The sequence below is a fragment of the Rhizobium sp. 01L410 genome (genome assembly GCF_056400165.1).
The window spans coordinates 118,269-142,714 of sequence record NZ_JBFTST010000014.1; the positions used below are offsets into that span (position 1 = coordinate 118,269).

Here is a 24,446-nt window from a genome sequence, read left to right on the forward strand (position 1 = left end):
TCCTACACTTCCGTCGGCGACCACGGTTTCAGCTTGGTATCGGTTTGGCGATAGCGGAAGGTGATGTTCGTCAGCCCGGCGGCGTCCTGCATGTCGCCTGTTATCATCTGCAGGGCGACGATCTCGATGATCGCATCGGCGATCGGGTGGTTGAGGCCGGGCACGGCGATCACCACCAGATTGTCACGCTGGGCAATGTCGTGGCGGTTGGTGATCAGAACAGAGGGGCAGCCGAAGCCCGCCATGTCCTCGGCGATCTTCGTCTCCCGGCCGTTGCCGAAGGCGATGACACCGGTTCTCCGATCCTGCGATTCCATCGGCCCATGCAGATAGTTCATTGTGTCCCATCCGGCGGCGGGAATACGCACCGCCTCGCGGATCAACATCGCACCTTCGCCGGCATTGGCATAGCCGGTCCCTCCGCCGACGAGATCGATCGAACTGCAGGCACCGAGCATCTTTGCGGCTTCGGACGCTTGCCCCGCGGCGGATTGCAATGTCTTCGAAACAGCGGCTGGCAGGCGGTTCCACTCGGGAGAAGAGCGTCCGCCCGCCAGCCTCTCGCAGAGCAGCCCGATGGCGAGCAGCATGCCGGTATAGCCCGTTGAGCTCGCGCCATTGTCGGAACCGGACCCCGTCGGAAGGACGGCGCCGGTGAGTTCGGCAAGCGGGTTCTCGCTGCCTCTGCAGATCGCAATCTTCGGCGTGGAAGGCCGGAGCCGCATCACGTCTGAGATTTCACGGCTCTGACCCGATGCCGACAGGGCCACGAAGGCGCCGGCGGCGCTATCTAGCGCTTCGTAGAGATCGGTCGGGCAATAGGGAAAGGATGGGATGCCCAGCGCGCGAAGGTAAACGGCGCCCGCCATGGCGGCCTGATAGCTGGCGCCGATACCGGCAAAGCCTACTGTCTTGCCGGCGAATCCGCTGATATCGAGCCTGGCGAGCGCCTCGCGCACGACGCTCAGGCCTTCCGCCAGGCTTTCCGGCTGGCGGGCAACCGCGTTTCTGTAACCAATGCGTTCCATTTCCGCTTCCTCTGTCTATCCAATCGGTTCAGCCGAGCAGGCGGCGCGCGAGCGCCAGCGCGCCGTTGACCGGGGCTGCGCGCAGCAGGGTGATTTCGCTCTTCGGAGAGACTTCCGCCATCGCCCGGCGAAAGGCCTCGAACAGGCTCGGCTGCTCGACAACGACACCGCCGCCGATGACGACGTGACTGGCGTCCGCACCGCGGCTGATCAGAATGCCGACAAGGCGGGCGAGGGCGGCGGCACCGTCCTCGATCACCCTCGATGCGAGTGGCGATTTCTGCGAGGCAGCGTCGAATACGGCATCGGCATAGCTGCCCCAGACGGCCGCGCCGCGCGTCTCGTTGAGCAGGCGGCCGATCTTCGTCGCATCGTCGGTCTGCAGCTTCGACATCAGACCGGCGACAAGCGGATCACCGCTCTCGCCGAGATCGATCGACTTGCGGATCGCCCGGGCGGCTTCCCTGACGAGCGCTGCGGCACTGCCTTCGTCGCCGAGGATCCAGCCCCAACCACCGGCAACCAGCATCTCGCCTTCGCCGTTGCGTGCAACGGCAATCGACCCGGTGCCGGAGACGACCCCGATACCTGCCTCGAAGCCTGCTGCGGGAACCAGCAGTTCGGAATCGTTGACGACCTTGATCTTGCCGGTGAGGTGAGCGCCGAGGTCGCTTTCCATCTGCGTGCAATGTGGACCGGTATCGCAGCCATGGGCACCGACAGCGATAGCGGCAGGTTCTGCCTTCGCCGTTTCCGTGATCAGCGCTGCGAGTACGGCAGCATCGGCGGGCCGGTCCCATGTTCGCCAGTCCGAGGTGGGCACAACCGTATCAGCAACCACATTGCCGTCTTCGCTGACGAGCAGATGCGTCTTTGTGCCGCCGATATCGATGCCTGCGATCAGGCCGCTTTTCGCCATAGAATATATGCCTTCTGCATGAAGTTCGGTGGGCTAAAAAATATAGTTAGGCAGCTTTACAAACTATCTAGCCAAAAGGCAAGAACTATGATTTGTTAATGATCGTGAACACGCCCTAGAAAACGAAAAGGGGAGCGTAATGAGAGTGAGATCGATAGCAGGGCTGCTGACCGCAGCGACAATTGCCTGGGGGCTTTCCGCTCCCTTCACCTATGCCACGGACATTTCCTTCTGGACCTGGCGCCAAGAAGACAAGGCGGCCTACAACGAGCTGTTTGCCGACTTCACCAAGGAAAATCCGGATATCCACGTGAAGTTCGAATCCTTCCCGGACGAGAACTATCCGACGATCGTCTCGACGGCGCTGGCCGGCGGCAAGGGCGGCGATGTCATCCACACGCATGCGTATGGATGGCTCGAGCAGTTCGTGAAGTCAGGCTATTTCGTCAAGCAGGACAGCTCCAACATGCCGTCGCTGGCAAACATGTCGGCCGATGCGCTCCTGTCAGGCACGTACCGTGCCGACGGTCAGGTCTATTCGTTGCCCTTCGCCTCGCAGACCCTCGGCCTCTTCATCAACAAGGACGTCTTCGAAAAGGCCGGTCTCAAGGCGCCCACCACCTGGGATGAGTTCATCACTGTTTCCAAGGCGCTGAAGGAAAAGGGCATCATTCCGCTCGCCAACGGCCTTGGCACCAGCTGGTTCAACGAAATGTTCGTTGCCTCCTTCACCGGCCCGCTGCTCGGCCAGGATTTCGTCTCCGACCTGAAGAGCGGCAAGGCGACCTTCAAGGATCCGCGCTACATCGCTGCGCTCAACAAGCTGCTCGAACTGCGCGATTACATGTCGCCAGGCTTCGAAGGCATCGATTACGATACCGCGGGCCAGCTCTTCGTCAGCGGCCGTGCGGCCATGCTTGCCGGCGGCAGCTTCGACATCTCCACCTACAAGGGCGAAAACCCGCAGATCAACATGGACTTCATTGCACCGCCGGCTGCAAAGGCAGGCGATGTTCCCCAGGCAACGAAGTTCTATGACGGCGGCTATGCGGTCAACGCAGCATCGCCGAACAAGGAAGCCGCTCTCAAGCTGGTCGCCTGGATGGGCACCAAGGAATTCGGCGACAAGTTCACCGCGCTCCTCGGCAACATCTCGCCGATCAAGGGCGTCGTCGTGAAGGACCCGCTGCTGGCAGAAGTCGCCAAGCTCAACGAGACCGCGATGCCGCATATCAACGTCGTCTATTTCCGCTTCCAGAAGCCCACGGGTTCCGAGTTGCTGCAGAACGACATTACGAAGATGATGTCCGGCAGCATGACGCCGGATCAGCTTGGCGCCGATCTGACTGATGGTCTCGCCAAGTGGTACAAGCCTTTCCAGGGGAAATGACATGAACAATGACCGGCGCCGCACGACGACTTTTCTGCCGCAGCGCCGGTCCTTGTGGATCTGCTTTCTGCTCTTCCCGGCGATGGCCGTGATGACGCTCTTCGTCGTCTGGCCATTGCTCTCCGCCCTGCGTTTTGCCTTCTATGATTTCAACGGCTTGCTGCCGTCGAACTTCATCGGCCTGGAGAACTTCCGCAAAGTCCTCTTCGAGGAGCCCTATAGCGACTGGACCTACAATGCCTTCTGGCACAATGTTATCGTCTTCGTCTCTCTGATGATCTTCGAAAACGGCACGGCTTTCCTCATCGCCTTCGGGCTGTTGAAGGGGTTGCCCGGCCATCGCATCCACCAAGTCATCGTCTTTCTTCCTGTGGTGCTGTCTTCCGTCATCGTCGGCTTTCTCTGGAAGCTGTTCCTGCATCCGCTTTTCGGTATCGTGAACGGCGCGCTGGCGCTGATCCACATCCAGGGACCGGCATGGCTCGGCAATGAGAACACGGCACTCGGCAGCATTATCTTTGCCAATATCTGGCATTGGCTGGGTTTCCCGACGCTGGTGCTGCTGGCCGGCATGCAGCGGATTTCCGCCGAGGTGATTGAGGCGGCGCGGCTCGATGGGGCAGGGGATTATGTTCTCCTGCGCCGCATCATCTGGCCGCTGATCGCCCCCAGCGTCACGATCGTCTGCATCCTGACCTTCATCGGCAGCTTCAACTGGTTCGAGATCCCCTATGTCATGGCGGGGCTGACAGGATCGCCCGGCGGATCGACCGATGTGCTCGGCCTCTATTTCTATCGCACGGCCTTCGGCAGCGTCACCAACGGTATCCAGGATTTCGGCCAGGGCAGCGCGCTCGCCGTCCTGATGTTCCTGTTCGTCGCCGGCTTCTCCTTCGTGGCGCTGCGATTCCTGCGCCGCCGTGAAATCCAGCTCTAGGCCGCCCTTTGTCAGTTTCGGGAAACGACATGAAGAATTCCAACGAGTGGATCAAGAACGGCTTCATTCAGGCGGTGCTGGTGCTGAACGCACTCATCATGCTCTACCCGCTTGTCGTCATGGTACTTTCCTCATTCAAGAAGAATGCGGAGATCTTCACCTCGCCCTTTGCCCTGCCGCAGAGCTTCGGCTTCGACAATCTGCAGAAGGTCTGGGAGCAGACAAATTTCATTCGCTACATGCTGAATTCCTTCGGCGTGACGGCGGCCTCGATCGTCCTCATCCTGACCTTCGGCACGATGGCCGCCTATGCGATCGCCCGCTATGAATTTCGCCTCGGCAGCGCTGTGCTGATGTTCTTCATCAGCGGCATGACGGTGCCATTGAAGCTGGCGATCATCCCGCTCTTCATCCAGCTCGATACGCTGCATCTGGTCGATACCTATGCCGGCCTCGTCCTTGTCTATGTCGCCATGGGCCTGCCGTCGGCGGTGTTCATCATGACGGGTTTCCTGCGCACGCTGCCGCGCGAGCTGGAAGAGTCCGCGCGTATCGATGGCGCCAGTGAATTGCGGATCATGCTGAAGATCATGCTGCCGCTCGCGCGCCCAGCCATGGTGATCGTTGCAATCCAGAATGCGGTGCCGATCTGGAACGACTTCTTCTTCCCGCTGATCCTGATCACCTCGGACAATCTGAAGACATTGCCGCAGGGCCTCACGGTCTTCATCGGCGAGTTCACCACCGATTGGGGCGTGATGTTCACCGGCCTGACGCTGGCCGCATTGCCGATCACGCTTCTCTACATCGTGCTTTCCAAGCAATTCATCGCCGGCATCACCCAGGGCGCCGTCAAGTAATTCCAGGAGATTGGACCCGAATGAGCTCCGTGCAAATCCGCAGCGTCAGCAAGAGCTACGCCCAGACCAACGTCATCAAGGATGTGTCCGTCGATATTCCGGATGGCGAATTCGTCATCCTCGTCGGCCCCTCCGGCTGCGGAAAGTCGACGCTTCTGCGGATGATCGCCGGACTTGAGGATATCAGCGGCGGCGAGATCGCGATCGGCGGCAACGTCATCAACGACGTCGCACCGAAATCCCGGGACATCGCCATGGTGTTTCAGAACTATGCGCTCTATCCGCATATGACGATCCGGGAAAACATGGAGTTTGCGCTTCAGCTGAAAAAGGTCCCGAAATCCGAGATTGATGGCAAAGTGATGCGCGCCGCCGAAATCCTCGGGCTTCAGGATCTCCTGGCGCGCTATCCACGCCAGCTGTCCGGCGGCCAGCGCCAGCGCGTTGCCATGGGCCGCGCCATCGTTCGCGATCCCAAGGTGTTTCTGTTCGACGAGCCGCTTTCGAACCTCGATGCCAAGCTCCGTGTCCAGATGCGTGCCGAAATCAAGGCGCTGCATCAGCGGTTGAAGACCACCACAGTCTATGTCACCCATGATCAGGTCGAGGCGATGACCATGGCGGACCGCATCGTCGTCATGCGCGCAGGCATCGTCGAGCAGGCGGGAACGCCGCTGGAGCTCTACGACAATCCCGCCAACATCTTCGTGGCGCAGTTCATCGGCTCGCCGGCGATGAATATCATCGAGGGGACGGTTGCTGGCGGTGCATTCGAGAGCCTCGACGGCATCAGCTTTCCGCTGCCTGCGAATGCGCCAGCCGAGGGAAGCAGGATCCACTATGGCATCCGGCCGGAGCATATCGTCCTGTCGGACAAGGGCGTGGCCGGTATCGTCCATCTCGTCGAGCCGACCGGCGCCAGCACCGAGGTGATCGTCAGCGTCGGCAAGCATCAAGTCGTCGTCCAGGCACATGAGCGGCTCGTCGTGCAGCCCGGTCAGCAGGTCCATCTGGCCTACGATCCTGCAAAGGTCTGCCTGTTCGACGAGGGCGAGCAGCGCATCCGGATCTAGGAGCAGGCCATGACCAGCAGGAAAACTGTCATCATCACCGGCGCCGGATCCGGTATCGGCGCGGCAACGGCGATCGCCTTTGCCCGCAGCGGCTATGACGTTGCCGTCAATTACAGCCGCAACAGGACAGGCGCGGAAGACGTGGTCCGCCAATGCCTGGAAGCGGGAGCCGACGCGATCGCCATCGCCGGTGATATTGCCGGGGATGAGGATTGCCGGCGGATCGCGGACGAAACGATCCGGCGCTTCGGCAGGATCGACGCGCTCGTCAACAATGCCGGCGTTACGCGCCAGGCCGCAGCCGGAGATCTCGATGCCTCCAACGCTGCAGATTTCGAAGCGATCTTCCGCGTCAATGTCAGCGGCACCTTTCAGATGATCCGCGCCGCCGTCCCCTATCTGCAGAAGGCGCCGCTGGGGTCGATCGTCAACGTCTCGTCGGACTCGGCCATCTCCGGCTCCGGTTCATCGCTGGCCTACGCCGCCTCGAAAGGGGCCGTCAACACGATGACCCGCGGCCTTGCGCGGACACTGGCGCCGCATATCCGCGTCAACGCCGTCTGCCCCGGCTTCGTCGATACTTCCTGGGCGCTGTCCTGGCTCAGCGAAGATGCCTACCGTGAGTTCAAGGCCGGGCTGATTGCCGCAGCACCGCTGAAGAGCATTCCTGAGGCATCCGATATTGCCGATGCGATCCTCTGGCTGACGGACCGCGCCTCGCGGATGACCGGGCAGTGCCTTGTCATCGATAGCGGGGCGAGCCTCGTAGAGTAAGTTCGGCAGATCAGGCGCCGCGGACAGTCTGCGTGAATGTCGCCAACACTTGTGCACGCAATCTTGTTTCCGCATATGCTCGCGACAAACTTGCTGCCGGATGGATCTGCATATGCGTGGCGACAGAGCCAACTCACTGAAGTTGAAGATCGGCTTCCTGCTGGCGCGAAATTTTACGCTGAGCGCCTTTTCCCTGTTCGTCGATACGCTGCGGCTGGGCAGCGATCAGCGCGACAATTCCGGGAGAATTGCCTGCGATTGGCTGGTCATGAGCGCCGACAAGCATTTCGTGACGTCGAGCTCGGGCGTACCCGTGCCACCAAACGCGTCGCTGAAACCACCCGCCGAGTTCGACTATATCGTGGTCGTCGGCGGCCGGATCAACGAGAAGGTCGAGGCGCTCGATAGCGCCGCTGTCTCCTATGTCGTCAATGCCGCGCGTGCGGGCGTCCCGGTGATCGGCCTCTGCACCGGCAGTTTCATTCTGGCGGAGGCGGGTCTTCTCCAGGGAAAGAAGGCCTGTGTCAGCTGGCTGCACCATGGCGAGTTTCGCGAGCGCTTCCCGGACATCTCCGTGACGTCGCACGAGCTGTTCGTCGAGGACGGAAATGTCATCACCTGTGCGGGCGGCAGCAGCGCGGCGGATCTGGCGGCGTTTTTGCTCAACAGGCATGTCGGAGAGTTCGCCGAGAAGAACGCGCTCGAAATTCTGCAGATCGCCAGACGGCGGGACGCCAACGAGATGCAGCCCCGCAATCCGATCGGGCAGGGCAGCATCGACGATGCGAGAGTCGAAAAGGCGCTGCTGACGATGGAGCAGCATATCGAAGATCTGCTCGATATCGAGGACATCGCATCGCAGAGCGGGCTATCGCGCCGCCAGCTCGAGCGCTCGTTCCGGGCGGCGATCGGCACCTCTCCTGCCTCCGCCTATCTGATCGTCCGGCTGGACGCGGCGATGCGGCTGGTGAAGACCACGAAGATTCCGCTCGCCGAGATCGCCATTCGCGCCGGCTTTCAGAATTCCTCGCATTTCATCAGAAAGTTCAGGGAGCGTTTCGAGGCACCTCCGGCCACCGTCCGGAAGAATATCAAGCTGCGCGGACTGAGCGGCTGAACCTGCGGCAATAAAGCCTGAGGAACAGGCTGTATCTTCGATGGCTGATAAACCGGCCGTCAATAAATCCATGTCAGATTTCCGTCATCCCATAGCCGGGATGGAGGAACATGATGCCGTCGCCGTCCCCGGTCAGGAAACGATCAAGCCGAACGGATACCGTCGAGGTCGATCGCATCGATCTTGCGAGCGACGTCTACCATCTCAAGAAGGTCTTCGACAGCTGCTCCAAGGCTGCCCGCATCGGCGCCTGGGAATGCAGCCTTGCCGATGAGCGCCTGTGGTGGACCGACATGGTCTACGAGCTCTTCGATGTCGATCCGGGAACGCCTTTGGTGCGCGATGAGATCGTGACCATGTATTCTGCCGAGACGCTCAGTGAGTTGAAGCGGCTTCGAAGTGCCGCCATCGAGCAGCTCGGCAGCTTTTCGCTCGACGCCGAGGTGATCACCCGAAAGGGAAATCGCCGCTGGATCAGGATCACGGCGCGGGTCGAATCCGAAAACGGCAAGGCGGTGCGGATTTTCGGGCTGAAGCAGGACGTGACGCTCGAGATCATGATGCTGAAGGAAATCCGCCATCGTGCCGATTTCGATCATCTGACGGGACTGGCGACCCGCTTCAGGTTCCATGAGCGCCTCGATACCCTCGTCGGGTCCGGGCTGGCGACCGATTGCGCGCTGCTGCTGGTCGATCTCGACGGCTTCAAACGCGTCAACGACAGCCTCGGCCACCGAGTCGGCGATTCCTGCCTGATCGAGGCGGCGCGCCGGCTGAATTTTGCCGCCGAAGGTGCTGACCTCGTATCCCGAATTGGCGGCGACGAATTCGCCCTCATTTACGGTAGCGCCTCGATCCAGCAGGTGGAGACCGCGGCAAACCGCATCGTCGCCGCCATGCAGTGGAATGCGGGGGACGATATCGCGCTCGGCGCTTCGATCGGCGTCGCATGGGCCGGATCGGGATCCACCTCGGCCTCGCTTTACGAGGAAGCGGACCGGGCGATGTATCGCGCCAAGGCGTCGGGACGAAATCGCTTCGTCGTCCACCAGCCGCCCAGTCTCGACGCCGCCTGATCGCCTAAGATCGCTGTCCGCCTGTACTCTCGCGCACGATCAGCTTGAAGCCGAGATCGATCTGCTCGGCGCCATGGGCGGTGCTGGCGTTGACGGCCGCCAGAACTTTTTCAGCGGCGAGCCTGCCGGTCTCGTAGCGTCTCGATGCGATGGACGATAGCGAAGGGGAGGCGCAGGCTGCAAATTCCAGGTCGTGGAAGCCGATGATCGAGATGTCGCTCGGGATCCGGATATTGTGTTTCCGGCACTCCTGCATGGCGCCAAGCGCAAGGTTGTCGTCGGTGCAAAAGATCGCCTCGGGAATGTTGCCGCGTTCGAACATCTCGGCGCAGAGTGCCGAGCCAAGCGCGATGGAGCTGTGGCGGGGTTTCTGCGTCACGAGCTCGAGGCTTTGATAGTCCGCCTCCTTCATCGCCAGATGGTATCCATCGAAACGCGACTGGGAGCGGTGATCGAGATTGCCGCTGAGGAATGCAATGCGCTGGAAACCGCGCTCGATGAGGTGGCGTGTTGCCGCCCAGCCGGCTTTCTCCTGCGACATGCCGATATTGATGTCGATGGGATCGTCGGAGAGCTCGAATGTCTCGACGACGGGCATATTGGCATGGGCAAGCAGTTGCCGCGCATGTGCCGTGTGGTGAATGCCGGCCATGATGATCGCCTCGACCCGCTGGCCGAGCAGCGCCTTGACGGCATTTTCCTCCTCGAGTTCCGAATAGCGGCTATTGACGACAATGACCTGAAAGCCGGCGCCGACGAGGACTTCATGCAAGGCAAACAGATACTCGGCAAAGATCACGTTGTAGAGCGTCGGCACGATGACGCCGATCGCGTGAGTACGGGCAGAGGCGAGCCGGCTTGCGGCGATATTCGGCACGTAGCCGAGCTCCTTCACCGCGGCGTTGACACGCATGCGCAGGCCCTCGGAGACGGCATCGGGCTTGCGCAGTACCCGTGACACGGTAATCGGGCTGACGCCCGCGAGACTTGCAACATCGTCCAATGTCACGCGTCGCATAAAGTAATTCTCCGGTATGATATATTTCTCTATGTGAAGTCAGAATATCTATAGTTATGCCATAGTTGACAGCGCTAGCAAATAGAATTTGACAGCGCTGTCAACTATGTTACCTTTTTGCCGTTCCGGATATGGATGGGAATGGAGCCTTCCGGATCAAGCATGCCAATCAGATCATACTGGAGAGGCGGCTTCGATCCGCCTCGTGGAGGAGGACATTCATGCCCAAGTCGTTGAAAGCGAAGTCCATCCGGCTCGCTGGCCTTGCCGCGCCCATGCTGGCTCTTTTTTGCAGTGCTGCCTATGCGGAGCCGAAAGTCGTCTCCGGTCCGGCCGCCGATCCGCAATGCATGACGCCATGGGCGTCCGATACGCAATTCCTGCAGTTCCCCAAGAAAGAAGGCCCGTACCGCATCGCGCTGGCGAACGGCTATATCGCCAATACCTGGCGCATTCAGATGGTGCAGACGGCGAAAGCCTATGCCGCACAGCCTGACGTCAAGGCAAAGCTCAAGGAGTTCAAGGTCGTCTCGACCGGTGAGGACGTGCCGGCACAGATCTCGGCGATCAACAACTTCATTGACGCAGGTTATGACGCCGTCGTCGTCGATGCGCAGAACCCGACGGCCTTTGGCCCGGTCATCAAGCGCGCCAAGGAGGCCGGCGTCGTCCTGGTTGCCTTCGACAATACGCTCGACAGCAAGGACGCGATCAACGTCAACGTCGACCAGAAGGGTCTCGGGGTCATCTGGGGCGATTGGCTGGTCAAGCATATGCCTCAGGGCGGCAAGGTTCTGGAGGTCCGCGGCGTTGCCGGTACATCTGTCGATACCGACCGCCACGATGGCATCAAGGAAACGCTCGCCGCATCCGGCAAGAAGTTTGACGTGACCGAAGTGGTCGGCAAATGGGACGACGGCGTCGCGCAGAAGGCCACGGCCGACGCAATTGCCACCAACGGCCCGTTCGACGGGATTACCGCCCAGGGCGGTGATACCGGCGTCGTCCAGGCGATGATCGATGCCAAGCATCCCTTCGTGCCGTTTGGTGGCGAAACCGAAAACGGCTTCCGCAAGCTCTGCGCTGCCCATGCAGGCGATGGCCTGAAATGCACGTCGGCGGGCACCGGTCCGGCCCAGGTTGCGGTCGCCATCAAGACGGCGATTGCTGCTCTTGAGGGGCAGGTGATCCCGCAGGCGATCAAGCTGCCGACGGCGCTCGTGTCCGATCCTGATTTCAAGGAAGGCCAGGATTACTATCCGAAGGAATCCGACAATTTCTTCGTCGGTAATGCCTTCCCCACCTGCGGCATCAATTTCACCGCCCAGGAAATCATGGGGCAGAGCAAGGAAAACCAGTAAGCGGTCCAATTTGCCATATTGACTGCGGGCGTTCGCGCCCGCAGCCTTGCTGTTGCTGCGACCGCGGGAGGTGGACGCATGAATTTGCCTGAACCGTTTTTCCGGATGGACGGCATATCGAAGCGATATGGCGGTGTGATCGCGCTGAAGGATGCGAGCATCGCCATCCGGCCCGGCGCCATCCATGCCGTCCTTGGCGAAAACGGTGCCGGAAAATCGACGCTGATCAAGATCATGGCAGGTGCCGTCGCACCCGATGAAGGGCGCATGCTGCTCGACGGCGGCGAGGTCTCCTTCACCAGTCCGGCTGCAGCAACGGCCGCCGGTATTGTCTGCGTCTTTCAGGAACTCTCGCTGATCCCGGACCTGTCGGTTGCCGACAATATCGTCATCAGTAACCCTCCTTTGCGCTTCGGCCTGATTGACCGGCGCCGGCAAAGGGTGATCGCCGAAGAAGCGCTGGCGCGGGCCGGCGCATCCGACATTCATCCCTCGTCGCTGGTCAAGGACCTGCCGCTGTCGCGCCGCCAGATGGTGGAGATTGCCAAGGCGCTGGCCCGCAAGCCCAGGCTGATGATCCTGGACGAAGCGACGTCGGCCCTGACCCAATCGGATGTCGAGAAGGTTTTCGGCGTGTTGAAGCGGCTGCGTTCGGAAGGCATGGCACTCGTTTACATCTCCCATCGCATGCACGAGATTGCAGCGCTCGCCGACGATTGCACGGTGTTTCGCAATGGCCGCAGCATCGAATCCTATCCGGCCGGCACCAAGACCGATCAGCAGGTGGTCGAACTGATGATCGGCCGCGAATACACCAATGTCTTTCCGCCGAAGCCTGCAAAACCGGCCGATCGCGCCCCGGTGCTCTCCTGCCGCGGGCTTTCCTGGGGAGACAGGCTGTCAAATATCAGCTTCGACATTCGACCCGGCGAGATCATCGGCTTCGGCGGGTTGGACGGGCAGGGGCAGCGCGAACTGCTGCTGGCGCTGTTCGGCGTGCTTCGCGACACCAAGGGCAGTATCGAGGTTGCCGGTCAGCCTTTGGCGTTGAAGAGCCCGAAACAGGCAAAATCGGGCGGCACCTCGATTGCGCTGATCCCTGAGGATCGCAAGACGGAAGGGCTGATGCTGCCGATGACCGTGCGCGAAAACCTGTCGATTGCCGCACTCGGCAGCGTCTCCAGACATGGCGTCATTGATCGCAGTGCCGAGCAGGCGAGGATCGACGAACTCCTGAAGCTCCTGGCAATCAAGGCCGCAACGATCGACATGCCGGTGGGGGCGCTGTCCGGCGGCAACCAGCAGAAGGTTGTCATCGCCAAATGGCTGATGAACCGCCCGAAGATCATCCTGCTCAACGATCCGACGCGCGGCATCGACGTCGGCACCAAACAGGAAATCTATGCGCTGCTGCGCGAGCTTGCCGATGATGGCGCGGCGATCATCTTCTACTCGACCGACTACGATGAGCTGATCGGCTGCTGCGACCGTGTTCTGGTCATGTATGACGGCAGCGTCATACGCTCGCTCGAAGGTGAAGAGATCAACGAGCATGAACTGATCGCCAGTGCACTGAATATCAATCTGCAGGCCGTCGAACAAAGGATCGGGCAATGAGCGCGAAGTCTCCAAGCGACTGGCGGTTCTGGTATGTTCAGCACAAGGGCACGCTGTTGGCCGCGGCACTGTTCCTCGTCATGTTCGTGATCTATGTCAGCAACCATCCGGCCGGCTTCACGCCGAATGTCGTCCAGACGGCGTCGAACAAGGCAACGCTGCTTGCTTTTGTCGCCATGGCGCAGTGCTTCGTGGTCATCACCGCGGGCATCGATCTCTCGGCCGGCATGATCCTGATCCTTTGCAATTGCCTTGCGTCGTGGCTGGTCGTCGGCACACCGCTGCAAACAGGTCTTGGCATTGTCGCGGTGCTGCTGACCGGCCTTGCCTGCGGCCTGCTCAATGGCCTGATCATCATTTTCGGCAGGCTGCAGCCGATCGTCACGACGATCGCGACGAGTGCGATCTTCTTCGGCCTCGCCTTGCTGCTGCGGCCGACGCCGGGAGGATCGGTGAACGAGGATCTGGCCGATGCCTTCACCTCCAAGCTGTTCGGCATCTTTCCAACCAGCCTGATTGTCCTGGCATTGACGATCCTGATCATCTGGGTACCGTTCAGCCGGTCGGTGCTTGGCCGCGCGGCCTATGCAGCGGGTTCGTCCGAAAACGCCGCCTATATGTCGGGCATGCCGATCAAGCGGGCCAAGCTGGCAGCCTATGCGCTGGCCGGGCTCTTATCGGCGATCGGCGGCCTATACCTGACCTTTTTCTCCTATACCGGCGAGGCGGCGTTTGCGAGCGGCAACGCCTATACGCTCTATTCGATTGCCGCCGTGGTGCTTGGCGGCGTGTCGCTGGCCGGCGGCAAGGGCAGCGCCATCGGCGCGGTGTTCGGTGCCCTGGCTTTCCGCACGATCGGCGACCTGCTGTTCGTCTTCGACCTCGATCCGCTTTGGCAGCCCCTTTTCCAGGGGATCGTGCTGATGGCGGCGATCAGCATCGGCTGCATCGGGCTCGCCCGTGTTCGCAACCGGCTGGAGTGGTTCCAATGAGTGAGGATGCATCCTACATGCGCCAGTCGATCATCCCGGTCCGTCTTCGCAGCGTCGATCCGGCCGTCGCCATCGCCTTCGGCTGCATCATTCTGCTGCTGCTCGGCGGCTCGATCTACTCATCGAATTTCCTGTCTCCCGACTACCTGTTGCAGCAGCTGAAGGTCGCCTCGTTTCTTGGAGTGATCGCGACGGGAATGATGATGGTGATCCTGCTCGGCCAGATCGACCTCTCGGTGCCATGGGTGGTGACGGCGGGCGCGATGATGGCCTGTGCGGCAACGGCCTATGGTACGGCGGGCTCGATCGTTGCGATCCCGTTCGGTATCCTCTGTGGTGCTGCAATTGGCGCCTTCAACGGTGCAGCGGTTGCCTATCTGCGTATTCCATCGATGATCATCACGCTCGCGACCAATGCCGTCGTCCAGGGTCTGATGGTCGTCTATACCGGCGGTTTCGCGCCGCAGGACGCGGCCTCTCCAGCGATGCGCTTTCTTGCGACCGGCTACCTCATTCCGGCCATTCCAAACGGCGTGCTCGTCTGGCTCGTCACCGGCATTCTCACCGTTTTCCTCTTGACGCGGACGACATTTGGCCGCTCGCTCTACGCCATAGGCAACCGTGAACGGGCCGCCTACATGTCCGGCATCGATACCCGCCGGATCACGCTCCTCGCCTTTGTCATATCGGGTGCACTGAGCGCGCTCGGCGGCGTGCTGCTTGCCGGATATGCGTCGAAGGCCTCGCAATCGATGGGAGATGCCTATCTGCTGCCGTCGATTGCCGCTGTCGTTCTTGGCGGCACCCATGTGCTGGGCGGCAAGGGCTCATATCTCGGGACGGTTGCAGGCGTGATCCTGATTACCCTGTTGCAATCGATCCTCTCCGTCATGCAGATCGAGGAAGCCGGACGGCAGCTGATTTACGGCACGGTCATCGTCTGCATGCTGCTGCTCTATGGACGCCAGAAGCTTGCCTGATGCAGCGCGGGCCGCGATCCTAACCGAATTTGGTATCAAACCGCGCTTGCAAATCCATGCAGGCGGAATAGACTAACCCCATGACATCGCTCAGACAGTGACCACGGATGTACTGGCACAAGGCTGAAGCGATAAAGGAAGGTCGGTGCGATTGTTCGCCCGGCCTTTTCTTTTGGACGGGAGTGATCCGCATCTCAGATGGCTGACCGCCGACAGGTGTTGAGCAGGCATCTGAAACAGGTCGCGGCAGACTCAAAAATGCCATGTTGAATGGCAAGACCGGAGACAGGCGCGCTCGACTCATCCTTGCGCCTCGTTGCGGTGAAGATTGCGTGCAATCGGTGCCGGGCCCCATCAACGCTCAGAAAGTCACTGATGTCCAAGAAATCCTCCGGCGGGTTGTTCGCCGCTGCTGCCGTCGCAATTACCATGCTTTCGGCACCCGGCGCGTATGCTGCCGAGTCTCTGGCGCGCGTGGTTGCCGACGGCAATCCCTGGGAAATGTATGTCGTCAAGCGCCGGGTATCGAACATCCTGGTTTTCAAACCGGATGGCGGCGGAACGATCAGCGACAGCATGGTCAGCATTCACCCGACCTGGAAAGCCGTGGCGGACGGGATCTGCATCAGGACCGAGCCGCAGGCTGCGGAAAAATGCCTGATGCTGAAGCGGACCAAGGAGGGCATTGAGGCGTCTCAAGGCGGCAAGGCGGTCTTCATATTGAAGCGCTGATATCTTCACCCGTCTTCGCCAGGCGCGCCTGTGTGGCCAGCGCGTCGGCGCGAACATTGCCGGCGATGCCGGAATGCGCCTTGCACCAGTTGACGGTGATCTGGTCGTTCTGCTGAAGCTCGATATCAAGGGATTGCCACAGCGCGCGATCGGCAATCGCCCGCTTTCTGCGGCGGCTGTCAGGCTCGATCTTCTTCCAGCCGTTGCTTCTCCAGATGAAGCGCCATCGATTGCAACCCTCCAGCACATAGCGGGAGTCGGTCAGGATGACGGCCTGCCGGTTAGCGGCATGGGCGTTGAGCCATCGAGCGGCGTTCAGGATTGCGGTCAGTTCGACTGCATTATTCCCTGGAGCAGCCGGGAAGCGCCCGGCGCTTGCAAGCACCTCGACCTCATCCGCATAGACGACGACGGCCCATCCCGCGTGGGCAGAACCGGGCTCGAAGGAGCCATCCGTGAAGATCATCAGCGGTTCGTGACTCTGGGGAATATCCAGCTGGCTGTTCTCCGGTCCGCTCATAAGGTTCGTCGTCATGGCTGCCAGCCTTGATGCCTTTCCGGCAAGCGGTCAACTGGCCGCTGTTGAGGGAAGCGCCGGTTGACACCGGCCAGCACGACACCTAGCTACGTTTGAAAGTGTCCCGAACATGCGCCGGATGGCGCAGGAGATTAAAGTGGCGAAAAAGGCCAAGGAACCGAAGCTTGAACATTCGGAGTTGTCAGGTGAATTCACCGAAGATGGTGTCACCGTGCTTGTGGACATTTTCCGGACCCAGGGCAGCCAGGAAGACTGGACGATGGAAGTCGTGACCCAGTCGGAAGACCTGATCCGCTGGGACGAACCGTTCGAGACCGACCGCGATGCGTTCGACGAATTCCTGGCGACCATCGCCCGCGATGGGATCGCGTCCTTCCTTGAGGACTCGGAGCCGGCCGTCCACTAGCGAGCCGGTTTCAGCGTTTCTCGTCCGGTCGATCAGGATTCGGGAAAGGGCTTTCAACCCGACGATGTAAGACTTCATTAACCAGGCTCGGATAGGAATTGTTAACCGTCCCGCCGGCGAATGGCGGGTGCTCGCTAGCGTCGGCCGACCTGATGAAATCACTGCTTCCGGCATTCTCCCGCCGTCTAGGCCTGTTCACGGCGCTGGCTTCCGTGGCGCTGCCTGTGCACGGCCTTGCCCAATCGGCGTGGTCGGGCAGCTCGGACAACGAATTCAGTAATAGTTCGAACTGGACGCCTGCCGCGCCCGGAGCAGCCGACACCGCTGTCGTCAACACCGGATCTCCGCAGGTCACCAATGGCGTTTCTGTTGGAACGCTCGATGTCGGCGGCGGCAACGTCACCATTACCAATACGGGCGTGCTGAATACGACGAACGGCACCACGATCAGCTCGGGTAGCGTCAGCATCAATACGGGCGGGGTGCTGAACTCGAATGTCAGCCTGGATGGCGGCGCGCTTTCGGTCGATGGCGACCTCAACGGCCGCCTGATGCTCAACAATGGCAATGTGACGGTCAATGGCACGCTCGACAGCGCCGTGGTCGGAACGGCCACCGCATTGACCAACAATGGCGGGATGGATGCCGTCGATGTTTCCGCGGGCGGGACGTTCGTCAACAACAATGGCGCCACCACCCAGACGGTCACCAATGCCGGGACGGCTTCGAATGCCGGGACGATCGGCACTCTGACGAATACGGCGGGCAATTTCACCAACAACACCGGCGGCACGGTGACCGGGAAAACCACGGTTTCCGGCGGCACGATCACCAACAATTTCGTCATCACCGACGCGGACGTTGCCGCCGTTGCCGCCTTCGTCAACAACAATGGAGCCACGGCTGGTGCGATCCGGAATTCCGGCACGCTGACCAATGCCGGAACGATCGGCTCCGTTCAGAACGACGCCGGGTCGTTCACCAACAATTTCGGCGGCGTAGTTACCGGCGGCACCAACGTCTCGGGTGGTACGGTGACAAACAATGCCACCCTTCACAACGTCAATGTCGGTGCAGATGGCACGTTCACAAATGCCAGCGGCGCGGCGGCCGGCGCCGTCACCAATGCCGGTAACACATCGAATGCCGGTACGATCGATGCCCTGACCAACACCGGCGGCACTTTCACCAACAATGCCGGCGGGACGGTGACCGGTAAGACGACTGTTACAGGCGGGACCGTCACCAACAATTTTGTCATCACCGATGCGGATGTCGCTGCGGTCGCCGCCTTCGTCAACAACAGCGGCGCAACTGCCGGTGCGATCAAGAATTCGGGCACTGTGACCAATGCGGGCACGGTCGCCTCGCTTCAGAACGACGGCGGCACGTTCACGAACAACGGCGGTGGTGCAGTCACGGGGGCGACGACCGTGAACGGCGGCAGCGTCGTCAACAACGCAACGCTCGATGACGTTGCTGTCGGGGCAGCAGGCACTTTCACCAACAATAGCGGCGCGGTCGCAGGCGCCGTCACGAACGCTGGCAACGCCTCGAACGACGGCACTATCGCGTCACTCGTCAACAGCGGAGGCACGTTTGCCAACACTGGGATGATCAGCGGGCCGGCAACGGTGTCCGGCGGCGCGCTCGTTAATGACGGAACGATATCCGGCGCGGTCGATATTTTCGGCGGCGGCCTTTTGTCCGGCAGCGGCGCCGTCGGTGGCCTGACGGTGAATTCGGGTGGCATCCTTTCGCCTGGCCCCGGGATTGCAACGCTTGCGGTAACGGGCGGACTGACGTTTCGGTCCGGTTCGACCTATCAGGTCGATATTGATGCTAGCGGCGCTGCCGACAAGGTTGACGCGACGGGCGCCGTTGATATCCAGGGCGGCACGCTGGATATAAGGGCGGCGAGCGGCAATTAAGGGCTGGCGACCGATTACACGATCCTCAGCGCCGGCAACATCACCGGCACCTTCGATGACGTCACGAGCAACTTCGCCTTCCTGTCGCCGACGTTGACCTACGGCACGACCGCCATCGACATGCAGCTCGATCGCAACAGCGTGCAGTTCGCCGATGTCGCGGAGACGGCGAACGGCCGTTCCACAGCGGCTGCTGTCGAGGCCCTGGGTTCGGGAAATGGTGTCTATGACGCCGTTCTGCCGCTGGATATCAGCACCGCCAACAGCGCCTTCTCACAGGTAAGCGGCGAGGTTCACGCCTCGCTCAAAAGCGCTTTGCTGTGGGAAAGCCGCTTTGCCCTCGATGCGATTATCGAGGAAGTGGCATCGCGCGCCGATCAACAGCACGACCAGGCAACATTCTGGAGTGCGGGCTTCCTGTCTTCGAACAGCTGGCAGGACGATGGCAATGCCGCCGGTATCGACACCACGACATCAGGCATCTTCGCAGGCGGCGACGTGCCGGTTTCGGATCACTGGCGTCTCGGCGGGATGGCCGGTTACAGCCACGATGCCCTCGATCAGGCGGATACGGATTCCTATCACGGCGGTCTTTATGCCGCGGGCGATTTCGGTCCCCTCGACCTCGTCGGTGGGGCTATCTATTCTCACAACGACGCATCGACCCAGCGCGACATCGCCTTCGGCACCTTTGCCGATCAGCTGACCGCCGACTATGCCAGCGCCACGAGCCAGGTTTTCGCCGGCATCTCCTGGACGCAGGAGCTGGATGCCATCAAGCTGCAGCCCTTCGCCAACCTTGCCTATGTCAATCTGGATACCGACGGCTTCCGCGAGAGCGGCGGTGCGGCGGCCTTGTCGGCTACGGACGGCGACGACGCGATCGTTGCCTCAACGATCGGCCTGCGCTGGTCGGCGGACTGGCCGCAGGGCGATCTCCCGGTGACGGTCTCCGGCATGTTCGGCTGGCGGCATCTCGCCGGCGACATCACGCCCTATTCGAGCCTGGCCTTTGCAGGCGGCTCGCCGTTCGTCATCGAAGGGGTCGAGATGCCCCAGGATTCCCTGCTGGTGAGGTTCGGCCTCTCCGCAGCACTCACCAAATCCACCTGGCTGACGCTCAGCTATTCCGGCGAGTTCGGCAAGGGCCTGCAATCCAGTACGGTACAGGCGAGACTGGTTGCGAATTTCTAGGAGGGGCCGCACCTCCTGATACGCCCGATAAAATCCGCCGGATTGCAAAACCGGTCTTGAGCCGCCGCGTGCCGAAGACTACCGTCCGAACCGTCGAAAACGCTGAGAGAATGACCATGGCAAACCGCTCGTATTACTCCCCTCCCGGTGGCCTTCCGCCGCAGACCGATCTGCTCTCCGGCAAGGCGGTTTTTACCACGGCATATGCGGTCATCCCGCGGGGCGTGATGACGGATATCGTCACCAGCTATCTGCCACACTGGTCAAAGACCCGTGCCTGGATCATCGCGCGGCCGATGACCGGTTTCTCCGAGACCTTCTCGCAATATATCATGGAAGTGGCGCCCGGCGGCGGCAGCACCAAGCCGGAAAACGAGCCACGGGCCGAGACGGCGATCTTCGTTGTGTCCGGGACATTGGCGATCGGACACGAAGGACGCGTCCATCAGCTTCGCGCCGGATCCTTCGCCTATCTGCCTGCCGGCAGCACATGGACGCTGCAAAACGACGGCGCGGAGCTTGCGACGTTCCATTGGATCAGAAAGGCATTCCAGCCTGTCGAGGGATTGGAGGCGCCACCTGCCATCTTCACCCATGAGGACCAGCACGAACCGGGTGCAATGCCCGGCACGGATGGCAAATGGGCGACGACGCGCTTCATCGATCCCGCCGACATCCGCTACGACATGCATGTGACCATCGTCACCTTCGAACCGGGCGCCGTGATCCCCTTCATGGAAACCCATGTCATGGAGCATGGTCTCTATGTTCTCGAAGGCCGGGCCGTCTACCGCCTCAATCAGGATTGGGTGGAAGTCGAGGCCGGCGATTTCATGTGGCTGCGCGCATTTTGCCCGCAGGCCTGCTATGCAGGCGGCCCCGGCCGCTTCCGCTACCTGCTCTACAAGGACGTCAACCGGCACGCACCGCTGTTCTAGAGGACGTCTTGCGGGCGCGACCCAAATTGTCCCGCCGGCGTGAAACCTTTTGATTTTTGCGCCGTTGTCGGCTCATGACCGAAGCAGAACTGAAACCGAAATCGGTCGACGGCGCCAAACCGGATGGCGCCGCGAAATCGCCTCAGGGCGTGGGGCCGGTTGTCGAGGCTCCACCGCCGCCGGATGCCGTTGAATCCGATCCGGGACTGACGCCAGAAGAAGCCGAGCATGCGCGCAAGCGCTATCTGCTGCGGCGGTTCTGGATCAGCGCCCGCGGCTATTGGGGCCGTCACGGCGACCGGTCGTCATGGCCGTGCTCCATCGGCCTCTTGGCGATGATCATCCTCAATGTCGGCCTCCAGTACGGGATCAACCTCTGGAACCGGCATATTTTCGACGCGATCGAGAAGCGCGATGCGGGCACCATCTATTATCTGAGCGCGGTATTCCTGCCGCTGGTGCTTGCAAGTGTCGCACTCGTCACGGCGCAGGTCTCCGTTCGCATGATGATGCAGCGGCGTTGGCGCTCGTGGCTGACATCGGCCGTCATCCAGCGCTGGCTGGCGAATGGCCGTTATTACCAACTGAACCTGATCGGCGGCGATCACGCAAATCCGGAAGCCCGCATTTCCGAGGATCTGCGGATCGCGACGGAATCGCCGGTCGATTTCGTTGCCGGCGTGCTCGTGGCATTTCTGTCCGCCTCGACCTTCATCGTGGTGCTGTGGACCATCGGCGGTGCGCTGACGCTTCCGGTTGCAGGCTCGATGATCACCATCCCGGGCTTTCTGGTCATTGCCGCCGTGCTCTATGCGGGCATCACCTCCACGTCGATCGCCATTATCGGACGCAGTTTCGTTGCCGTCTCCGAGGTCAAGAACCAGGCAGAGGCCGAGTTTCGCTATCTGCTGACGCATGTGCGGGAAAACGGGGAAAGCATCGCTTTGCTCGGCGGCGAAGAAGAGGAGCGTAACGACGTCGACCGCACTTTCGGCAAGGTTCTGAAGCAATGGGCACTGCTTGCGGGCCAGCATATGCGTACGACACTGGTATCGCAGGGATCGAGCCTCATCGCACCCGTTGTTCCTATCCTGCTCTGCGCTCCGAAATTTCTCGACGGCAGCATGACGCTTGGCGAGGTGATGCAGGCGGCCTCAGCCTTCACCATTGTGCAGGCGGCATTCGGCTGGCTGGTCGACAACTATCCGCGGCTGGCGGACTGGAATGCCAGCGCCCGGCGTATCGCCTCGCTGATGATGTCGCTCGACGGGCTCGAGCGCGCCGAGAACAACGATTCGATCGGCCGCATCCAGCGCGGTGAAACCGAGGGGAATGCCATTCTGAGCCTGAACGAGCTCTCGGTGTCGCTCGATGACGGGACGTCTGTCGTCAAGGAAACGCAGGTCGATATCGAGCCCGGCGAGCGCGTTCTGATTGCCGGCGAATCAGGCTCGGGCAAGAGCACGCTCGTCAGGGCGATTGCCGGCCTCTGGCCGTGGGGGCGCGGCAGCGTCAATTTTCGCGCCGGCAGCCGGTTGTTCATGTTGCCGCAGCGGCCTTACATCCCCTCCGGGACGCTGCGCCGGGCAACGGCCTATCCGCGTGCCGCGGATGACTGGACGGTGGAGGAAATCCTGGCGGCGCTGGAGGCGGTCGGGCTCGGCTATCTCGGCGAGAAGATCGAGGAAGATGCGCCCTGGGACCAGACACTGTCGGGTGGCGAGAAGCAGAGGCTGGCCTTCGCGCGCTTGCTGCTGCACAATCCCGATATCATCGTGCTGGACGAGGCGACGTCGGCTCTGGACGAGAAAAGCCAGGAGCAGATGATGGAAACCGTGATCCGCGAATTGCCGAAGGTCACGATCGTTAGTGTCGCGCACCGGGTCGAGCTGGAGGCATTTCACAGCCGCAAGATCACACTGGAGCGCCGCGACGGGGGCGCCAAGCTTGTCAGCGATATCGATCTGATCCCGCGGCAGAAGAGGCCGAAATCGCTGCTGCGGCGCAGCGCCTCGGCACTGCTCAACACGAAGCGACACTCCGGCCACAAGAACGGCGGCCGGAACTAAACTTGCTGGAGCAAGCCATGACGCGCTGCGGCTATCTGCGGGCAGCGAGTCATGCATCGATTATCAGGATGACGCCTTGGCGACGCCGCCGGAAACGAGGCGTCCTTTGTGGAACGTTGCGCTGCGCGGCGACACGCGGGCGACGGCCTCTGCGGAGCAGCTGGCGCTGGCAAGCGTGAAGCCCGCTTCGTCGCCGGCCTTCGGCCAGGCGCGCTTTCCATCGGCATCGAGCGGCAGGATGCCGCCGGTCGAAATGGCAAGCGACCGCGACAGGTGATACTCGTCGGAACCGCGATACAGCTGAGCGTAGAGATAGGCCTTCTCCAGCATGTCCCCGCTGCCGAATGGCGACCAGTGGTCGATGACGCTGTCGGTTCCGGTCATGACGAAGACGCCGGCCTTGCTGAGTTGCGGCAAGGGCATCATCAATCCGCCGATCGGCACTGTGGAGGCGATGGTCATGCCGTTTGCGGCCAGCCGCGCAGCAGTTTCGTCAAGCGCTTCCGGGGAAAGCGTCGTCAGCGCGAAGGCATGGCTGATGGTCACCTTGTCCTTCAGCACAGGGTTCTTCTCGACAGTGTCGATCATGTAGTTGATCGCGGCGACACCGGCCGGGCTCGTCTCATGCAGGTGAATATCAACGCCCTTGCCGCTGTCGATCGCAATCTGGAACATCGCATCGAGCGACTCTTCCATGGCGCTGTCGACATTCGTCGGGTCGAGACCGCCGACATAGGCGGCGCCCATCTGCATCGCCTCGCGCATGAGGCCATCGACCTTCGAGTGCAGCAGGCCATGCTGGGGGAAGGCAACGATCTCGCAATCGAAGCTGTCCTTGTGCTTTTCCAGCGCGAGTTTCAGGTGTTCCAGGCTCTTCAGGCCGCTGACCGGATCGATATTGCAGTGGCTGCGGGCGACCGTGCTGCCCTTGGATTGGATCAGCGCAATCAGACCTTCGGCCCGCTGCTCGGATGTCGGCAGCAATTGCGGCAGCAGTTTTTCCTCAAGCGCGATCATGTCCATGATCGTCTTGCCCTGCCGGGGTAGAGGCGCCTTCCACAGACCGCCGTAGAAGGTCTTGTCGAGATGGATATGCATGTCGCGCATCTTCGGCAGCGCAAGCTGGCCATTGGCCTGATAGACAGGGACGCCAGCGGGAAGCGTAGCACCGGCTGCATGCAGGGCGGCAATCTTGCCGTCCTTGATTTCAAGCGTATTCAGAGATGTGCGGGTTCCAGTGACGATATCGCCGTCGCGTTCGAAACCGTCTTCGAGGCGAACATCCGTCAGCAGGTAGTGGTTCTCGGTGATAGCCGTGACATCCGCTTCGCTGGCGCAATCGGCAGCAGCGGCCTCGCGGCTCATGCCGCCTGTCAGGCCAGCAAGCGCTGCGGCTGTCGTCATCTGTCCGGTTCGGCTCAGGAAGGCTCTGCGGCTTTGCGATACGGCATTTTGCATGATCGTCTCCTCATCGTCGTGCATGAAATGGATGGGGC

22 protein-coding genes are annotated in these 24,446 nt (G+C 61.3%); 17 read left to right on the forward strand and 5 right to left on the reverse strand.

Translation table 11 applies throughout. The features are described 5' to 3' along the window. Positions 1-2: 2 nt before the first annotated feature. Positions 3-1,028 carry an SIS domain-containing protein gene (locus AC1DV9_RS25250; RefSeq protein ID WP_112389970.1) on the reverse strand — a complete coding sequence of 342 codons (1,026 nt, stop codon included), beginning with the start codon at positions 1,026-1,028 and terminating at the stop codon, positions 3-5. Positions 1,029-1,056: 28 nt separating this feature from the next. Further along, the gene (locus AC1DV9_RS25255; RefSeq protein WP_477950405.1) at positions 1,057-1,947 is read right to left on the reverse strand and encodes an N-acetylglucosamine kinase; all 891 of its coding nucleotides are present in this window, start codon (positions 1,945-1,947) and stop codon (positions 1,057-1,059) included. A 139-nt stretch (positions 1,948-2,086) separates the two neighbouring features. On the opposite strand from AC1DV9_RS25255, the gene AC1DV9_RS25260 reads away from it, so the two are divergent. The 7 genes from AC1DV9_RS25260 (at position 2,087) to AC1DV9_RS25290 (ending at position 9,174) form a co-directional block, all read left to right on the forward strand. After that, positions 2,087-3,337: an extracellular solute-binding protein gene (locus AC1DV9_RS25260; protein WP_477950406.1), complete on the forward strand. Its 1,251-nt coding sequence runs from the start codon at positions 2,087-2,089 to the stop codon at positions 3,335-3,337. Between the two features lies 1 nt (position 3,338). Then, positions 3,339-4,274 (forward strand): carbohydrate ABC transporter permease, encoded by a 936-nt coding sequence (locus AC1DV9_RS25265; RefSeq protein ID WP_442209488.1) that lies wholly within the window; start codon positions 3,339-3,341, stop codon positions 4,272-4,274. A gap of 29 nt (positions 4,275-4,303) precedes the next feature. Next, positions 4,304-5,134 (forward strand): carbohydrate ABC transporter permease, encoded by an 831-nt coding sequence (locus AC1DV9_RS25270; RefSeq protein ID WP_477950407.1) that lies wholly within the window; start codon positions 4,304-4,306, stop codon positions 5,132-5,134. 20 nt (positions 5,135-5,154) lie between these two features. Further along, the gene (locus AC1DV9_RS25275; RefSeq protein WP_477950408.1) at positions 5,155-6,207 is read left to right on the forward strand and encodes an ABC transporter ATP-binding protein; all 1,053 of its coding nucleotides are present in this window, start codon (positions 5,155-5,157) and stop codon (positions 6,205-6,207) included. Positions 6,208-6,216: 9 nt separating this feature from the next. Beyond that, positions 6,217-6,981, forward strand: a complete 765-nt coding sequence (locus tag AC1DV9_RS25280) for an SDR family NAD(P)-dependent oxidoreductase (protein ID WP_477950410.1) — start codon at positions 6,217-6,219, stop codon at positions 6,979-6,981. A gap of 112 nt (positions 6,982-7,093) precedes the next feature. Beyond that, positions 7,094-8,098: a GlxA family transcriptional regulator gene (locus AC1DV9_RS25285; RefSeq protein ID WP_442209484.1), complete on the forward strand. Its 1,005-nt coding sequence runs from the start codon at positions 7,094-7,096 to the stop codon at positions 8,096-8,098. Between the two features lie 110 nt (positions 8,099-8,208). Beyond that, on the forward strand, positions 8,209-9,174 hold the full coding sequence (locus AC1DV9_RS25290) for a diguanylate cyclase domain-containing protein (RefSeq protein WP_477950412.1): 966 nt from the start codon (positions 8,209-8,211) through the stop codon (positions 9,172-9,174). A gap of 4 nt (positions 9,175-9,178) precedes the next feature. Here AC1DV9_RS25290 and AC1DV9_RS25295 read toward each other — a convergent pair whose 3' ends face one another. Beyond that, complete coding sequence (locus AC1DV9_RS25295) at positions 9,179-10,192, reverse strand: LacI family DNA-binding transcriptional regulator (protein WP_112389962.1); 1,014 nt, start codon at positions 10,190-10,192, stop codon at positions 9,179-9,181. Positions 10,193-10,413: 221 nt separating this feature from the next. Between AC1DV9_RS25295 and AC1DV9_RS25300 the strand changes: the two genes are divergently transcribed. From AC1DV9_RS25300 to AC1DV9_RS25320, 5 genes are all read left to right on the forward strand, one after another. Further along, positions 10,414-11,553 carry a sugar ABC transporter substrate-binding protein gene (locus AC1DV9_RS25300; RefSeq protein WP_477950414.1) on the forward strand — a complete coding sequence of 380 codons (1,140 nt, stop codon included), beginning with the start codon at positions 10,414-10,416 and terminating at the stop codon, positions 11,551-11,553. Between the two features lie 78 nt (positions 11,554-11,631). Next, positions 11,632-13,170, forward strand: a complete 1,539-nt coding sequence (locus AC1DV9_RS25305; RefSeq protein WP_477950416.1) for a sugar ABC transporter ATP-binding protein — start codon at positions 11,632-11,634, stop codon at positions 13,168-13,170. Then, positions 13,167-14,162: an ABC transporter permease gene (locus tag AC1DV9_RS25310; RefSeq protein WP_112389959.1), complete on the forward strand. Its 996-nt coding sequence runs from the start codon at positions 13,167-13,169 to the stop codon at positions 14,160-14,162. The genes AC1DV9_RS25305 and AC1DV9_RS25310 overlap by 4 nt, the downstream gene beginning before the upstream one ends. Beyond that, positions 14,159-15,142, forward strand: coding sequence for an ABC transporter permease (locus AC1DV9_RS25315; RefSeq protein ID WP_477950418.1), 984 nt, complete (start codon positions 14,159-14,161; stop codon positions 15,140-15,142). Before AC1DV9_RS25310 ends, AC1DV9_RS25315 begins: the two co-directional genes overlap by 4 nt. Positions 15,143-15,517: 375 nt before the next feature. Then, the gene (locus tag AC1DV9_RS25320) at positions 15,518-15,874 is read left to right on the forward strand and encodes a hypothetical protein (protein ID WP_112389957.1); all 357 of its coding nucleotides are present in this window, start codon (positions 15,518-15,520) and stop codon (positions 15,872-15,874) included. On the opposite strand, the gene AC1DV9_RS25325 is transcribed toward AC1DV9_RS25320, so the two are convergent. After that, positions 15,858-16,409, reverse strand: a complete 552-nt coding sequence (locus tag AC1DV9_RS25325) for a ribonuclease H family protein (protein WP_477950419.1) — start codon at positions 16,407-16,409, stop codon at positions 15,858-15,860. The two genes, AC1DV9_RS25320 and AC1DV9_RS25325, sit on opposite strands and share 17 nt — an antisense overlap. A gap of 121 nt (positions 16,410-16,530) precedes the next feature. On the opposite strand from AC1DV9_RS25325, the gene AC1DV9_RS25330 reads away from it, so the two are divergent. From AC1DV9_RS25330 to AC1DV9_RS25350, 5 genes are all read left to right on the forward strand, one after another. Beyond that, positions 16,531-16,818 carry a hypothetical protein gene (locus tag AC1DV9_RS25330; protein WP_112515300.1) on the forward strand — a complete coding sequence of 96 codons (288 nt, stop codon included), beginning with the start codon at positions 16,531-16,533 and terminating at the stop codon, positions 16,816-16,818. 152 nt (positions 16,819-16,970) lie between these two features. Then, positions 16,971-18,749, forward strand: a complete 1,779-nt coding sequence (locus tag AC1DV9_RS25335; RefSeq protein WP_477950421.1) for a beta strand repeat-containing protein — start codon at positions 16,971-16,973, stop codon at positions 18,747-18,749. Between the two features lie 21 nt (positions 18,750-18,770). After that, a complete protein-coding gene (locus tag AC1DV9_RS25340; RefSeq protein WP_477950471.1) occupies positions 18,771-19,943 on the forward strand; it encodes an autotransporter outer membrane beta-barrel domain-containing protein in 1,173 nt (390 codons plus the stop codon). Between the two features lie 116 nt (positions 19,944-20,059). Continuing rightward, entirely contained in the window at positions 20,060-20,881 is an 822-nt protein-coding gene (locus AC1DV9_RS25345) for a bifunctional allantoicase/(S)-ureidoglycine aminohydrolase (RefSeq protein WP_477950423.1), read from the forward strand. A 74-nt stretch (positions 20,882-20,955) separates the two neighbouring features. Then, the gene (locus AC1DV9_RS25350) at positions 20,956-22,950 is read left to right on the forward strand and encodes an ABC transporter ATP-binding protein/permease (protein ID WP_477950425.1); all 1,995 of its coding nucleotides are present in this window, start codon (positions 20,956-20,958) and stop codon (positions 22,948-22,950) included. Positions 22,951-23,013: 63 nt separating this feature from the next. Here AC1DV9_RS25350 and AC1DV9_RS25355 read toward each other — a convergent pair whose 3' ends face one another. Further along, a complete protein-coding gene (locus AC1DV9_RS25355) occupies positions 23,014-24,408 on the reverse strand; it encodes an amidohydrolase family protein (protein ID WP_477950426.1) in 1,395 nt (464 codons plus the stop codon). Positions 24,409-24,446: the final 38 nt, after the last annotated feature.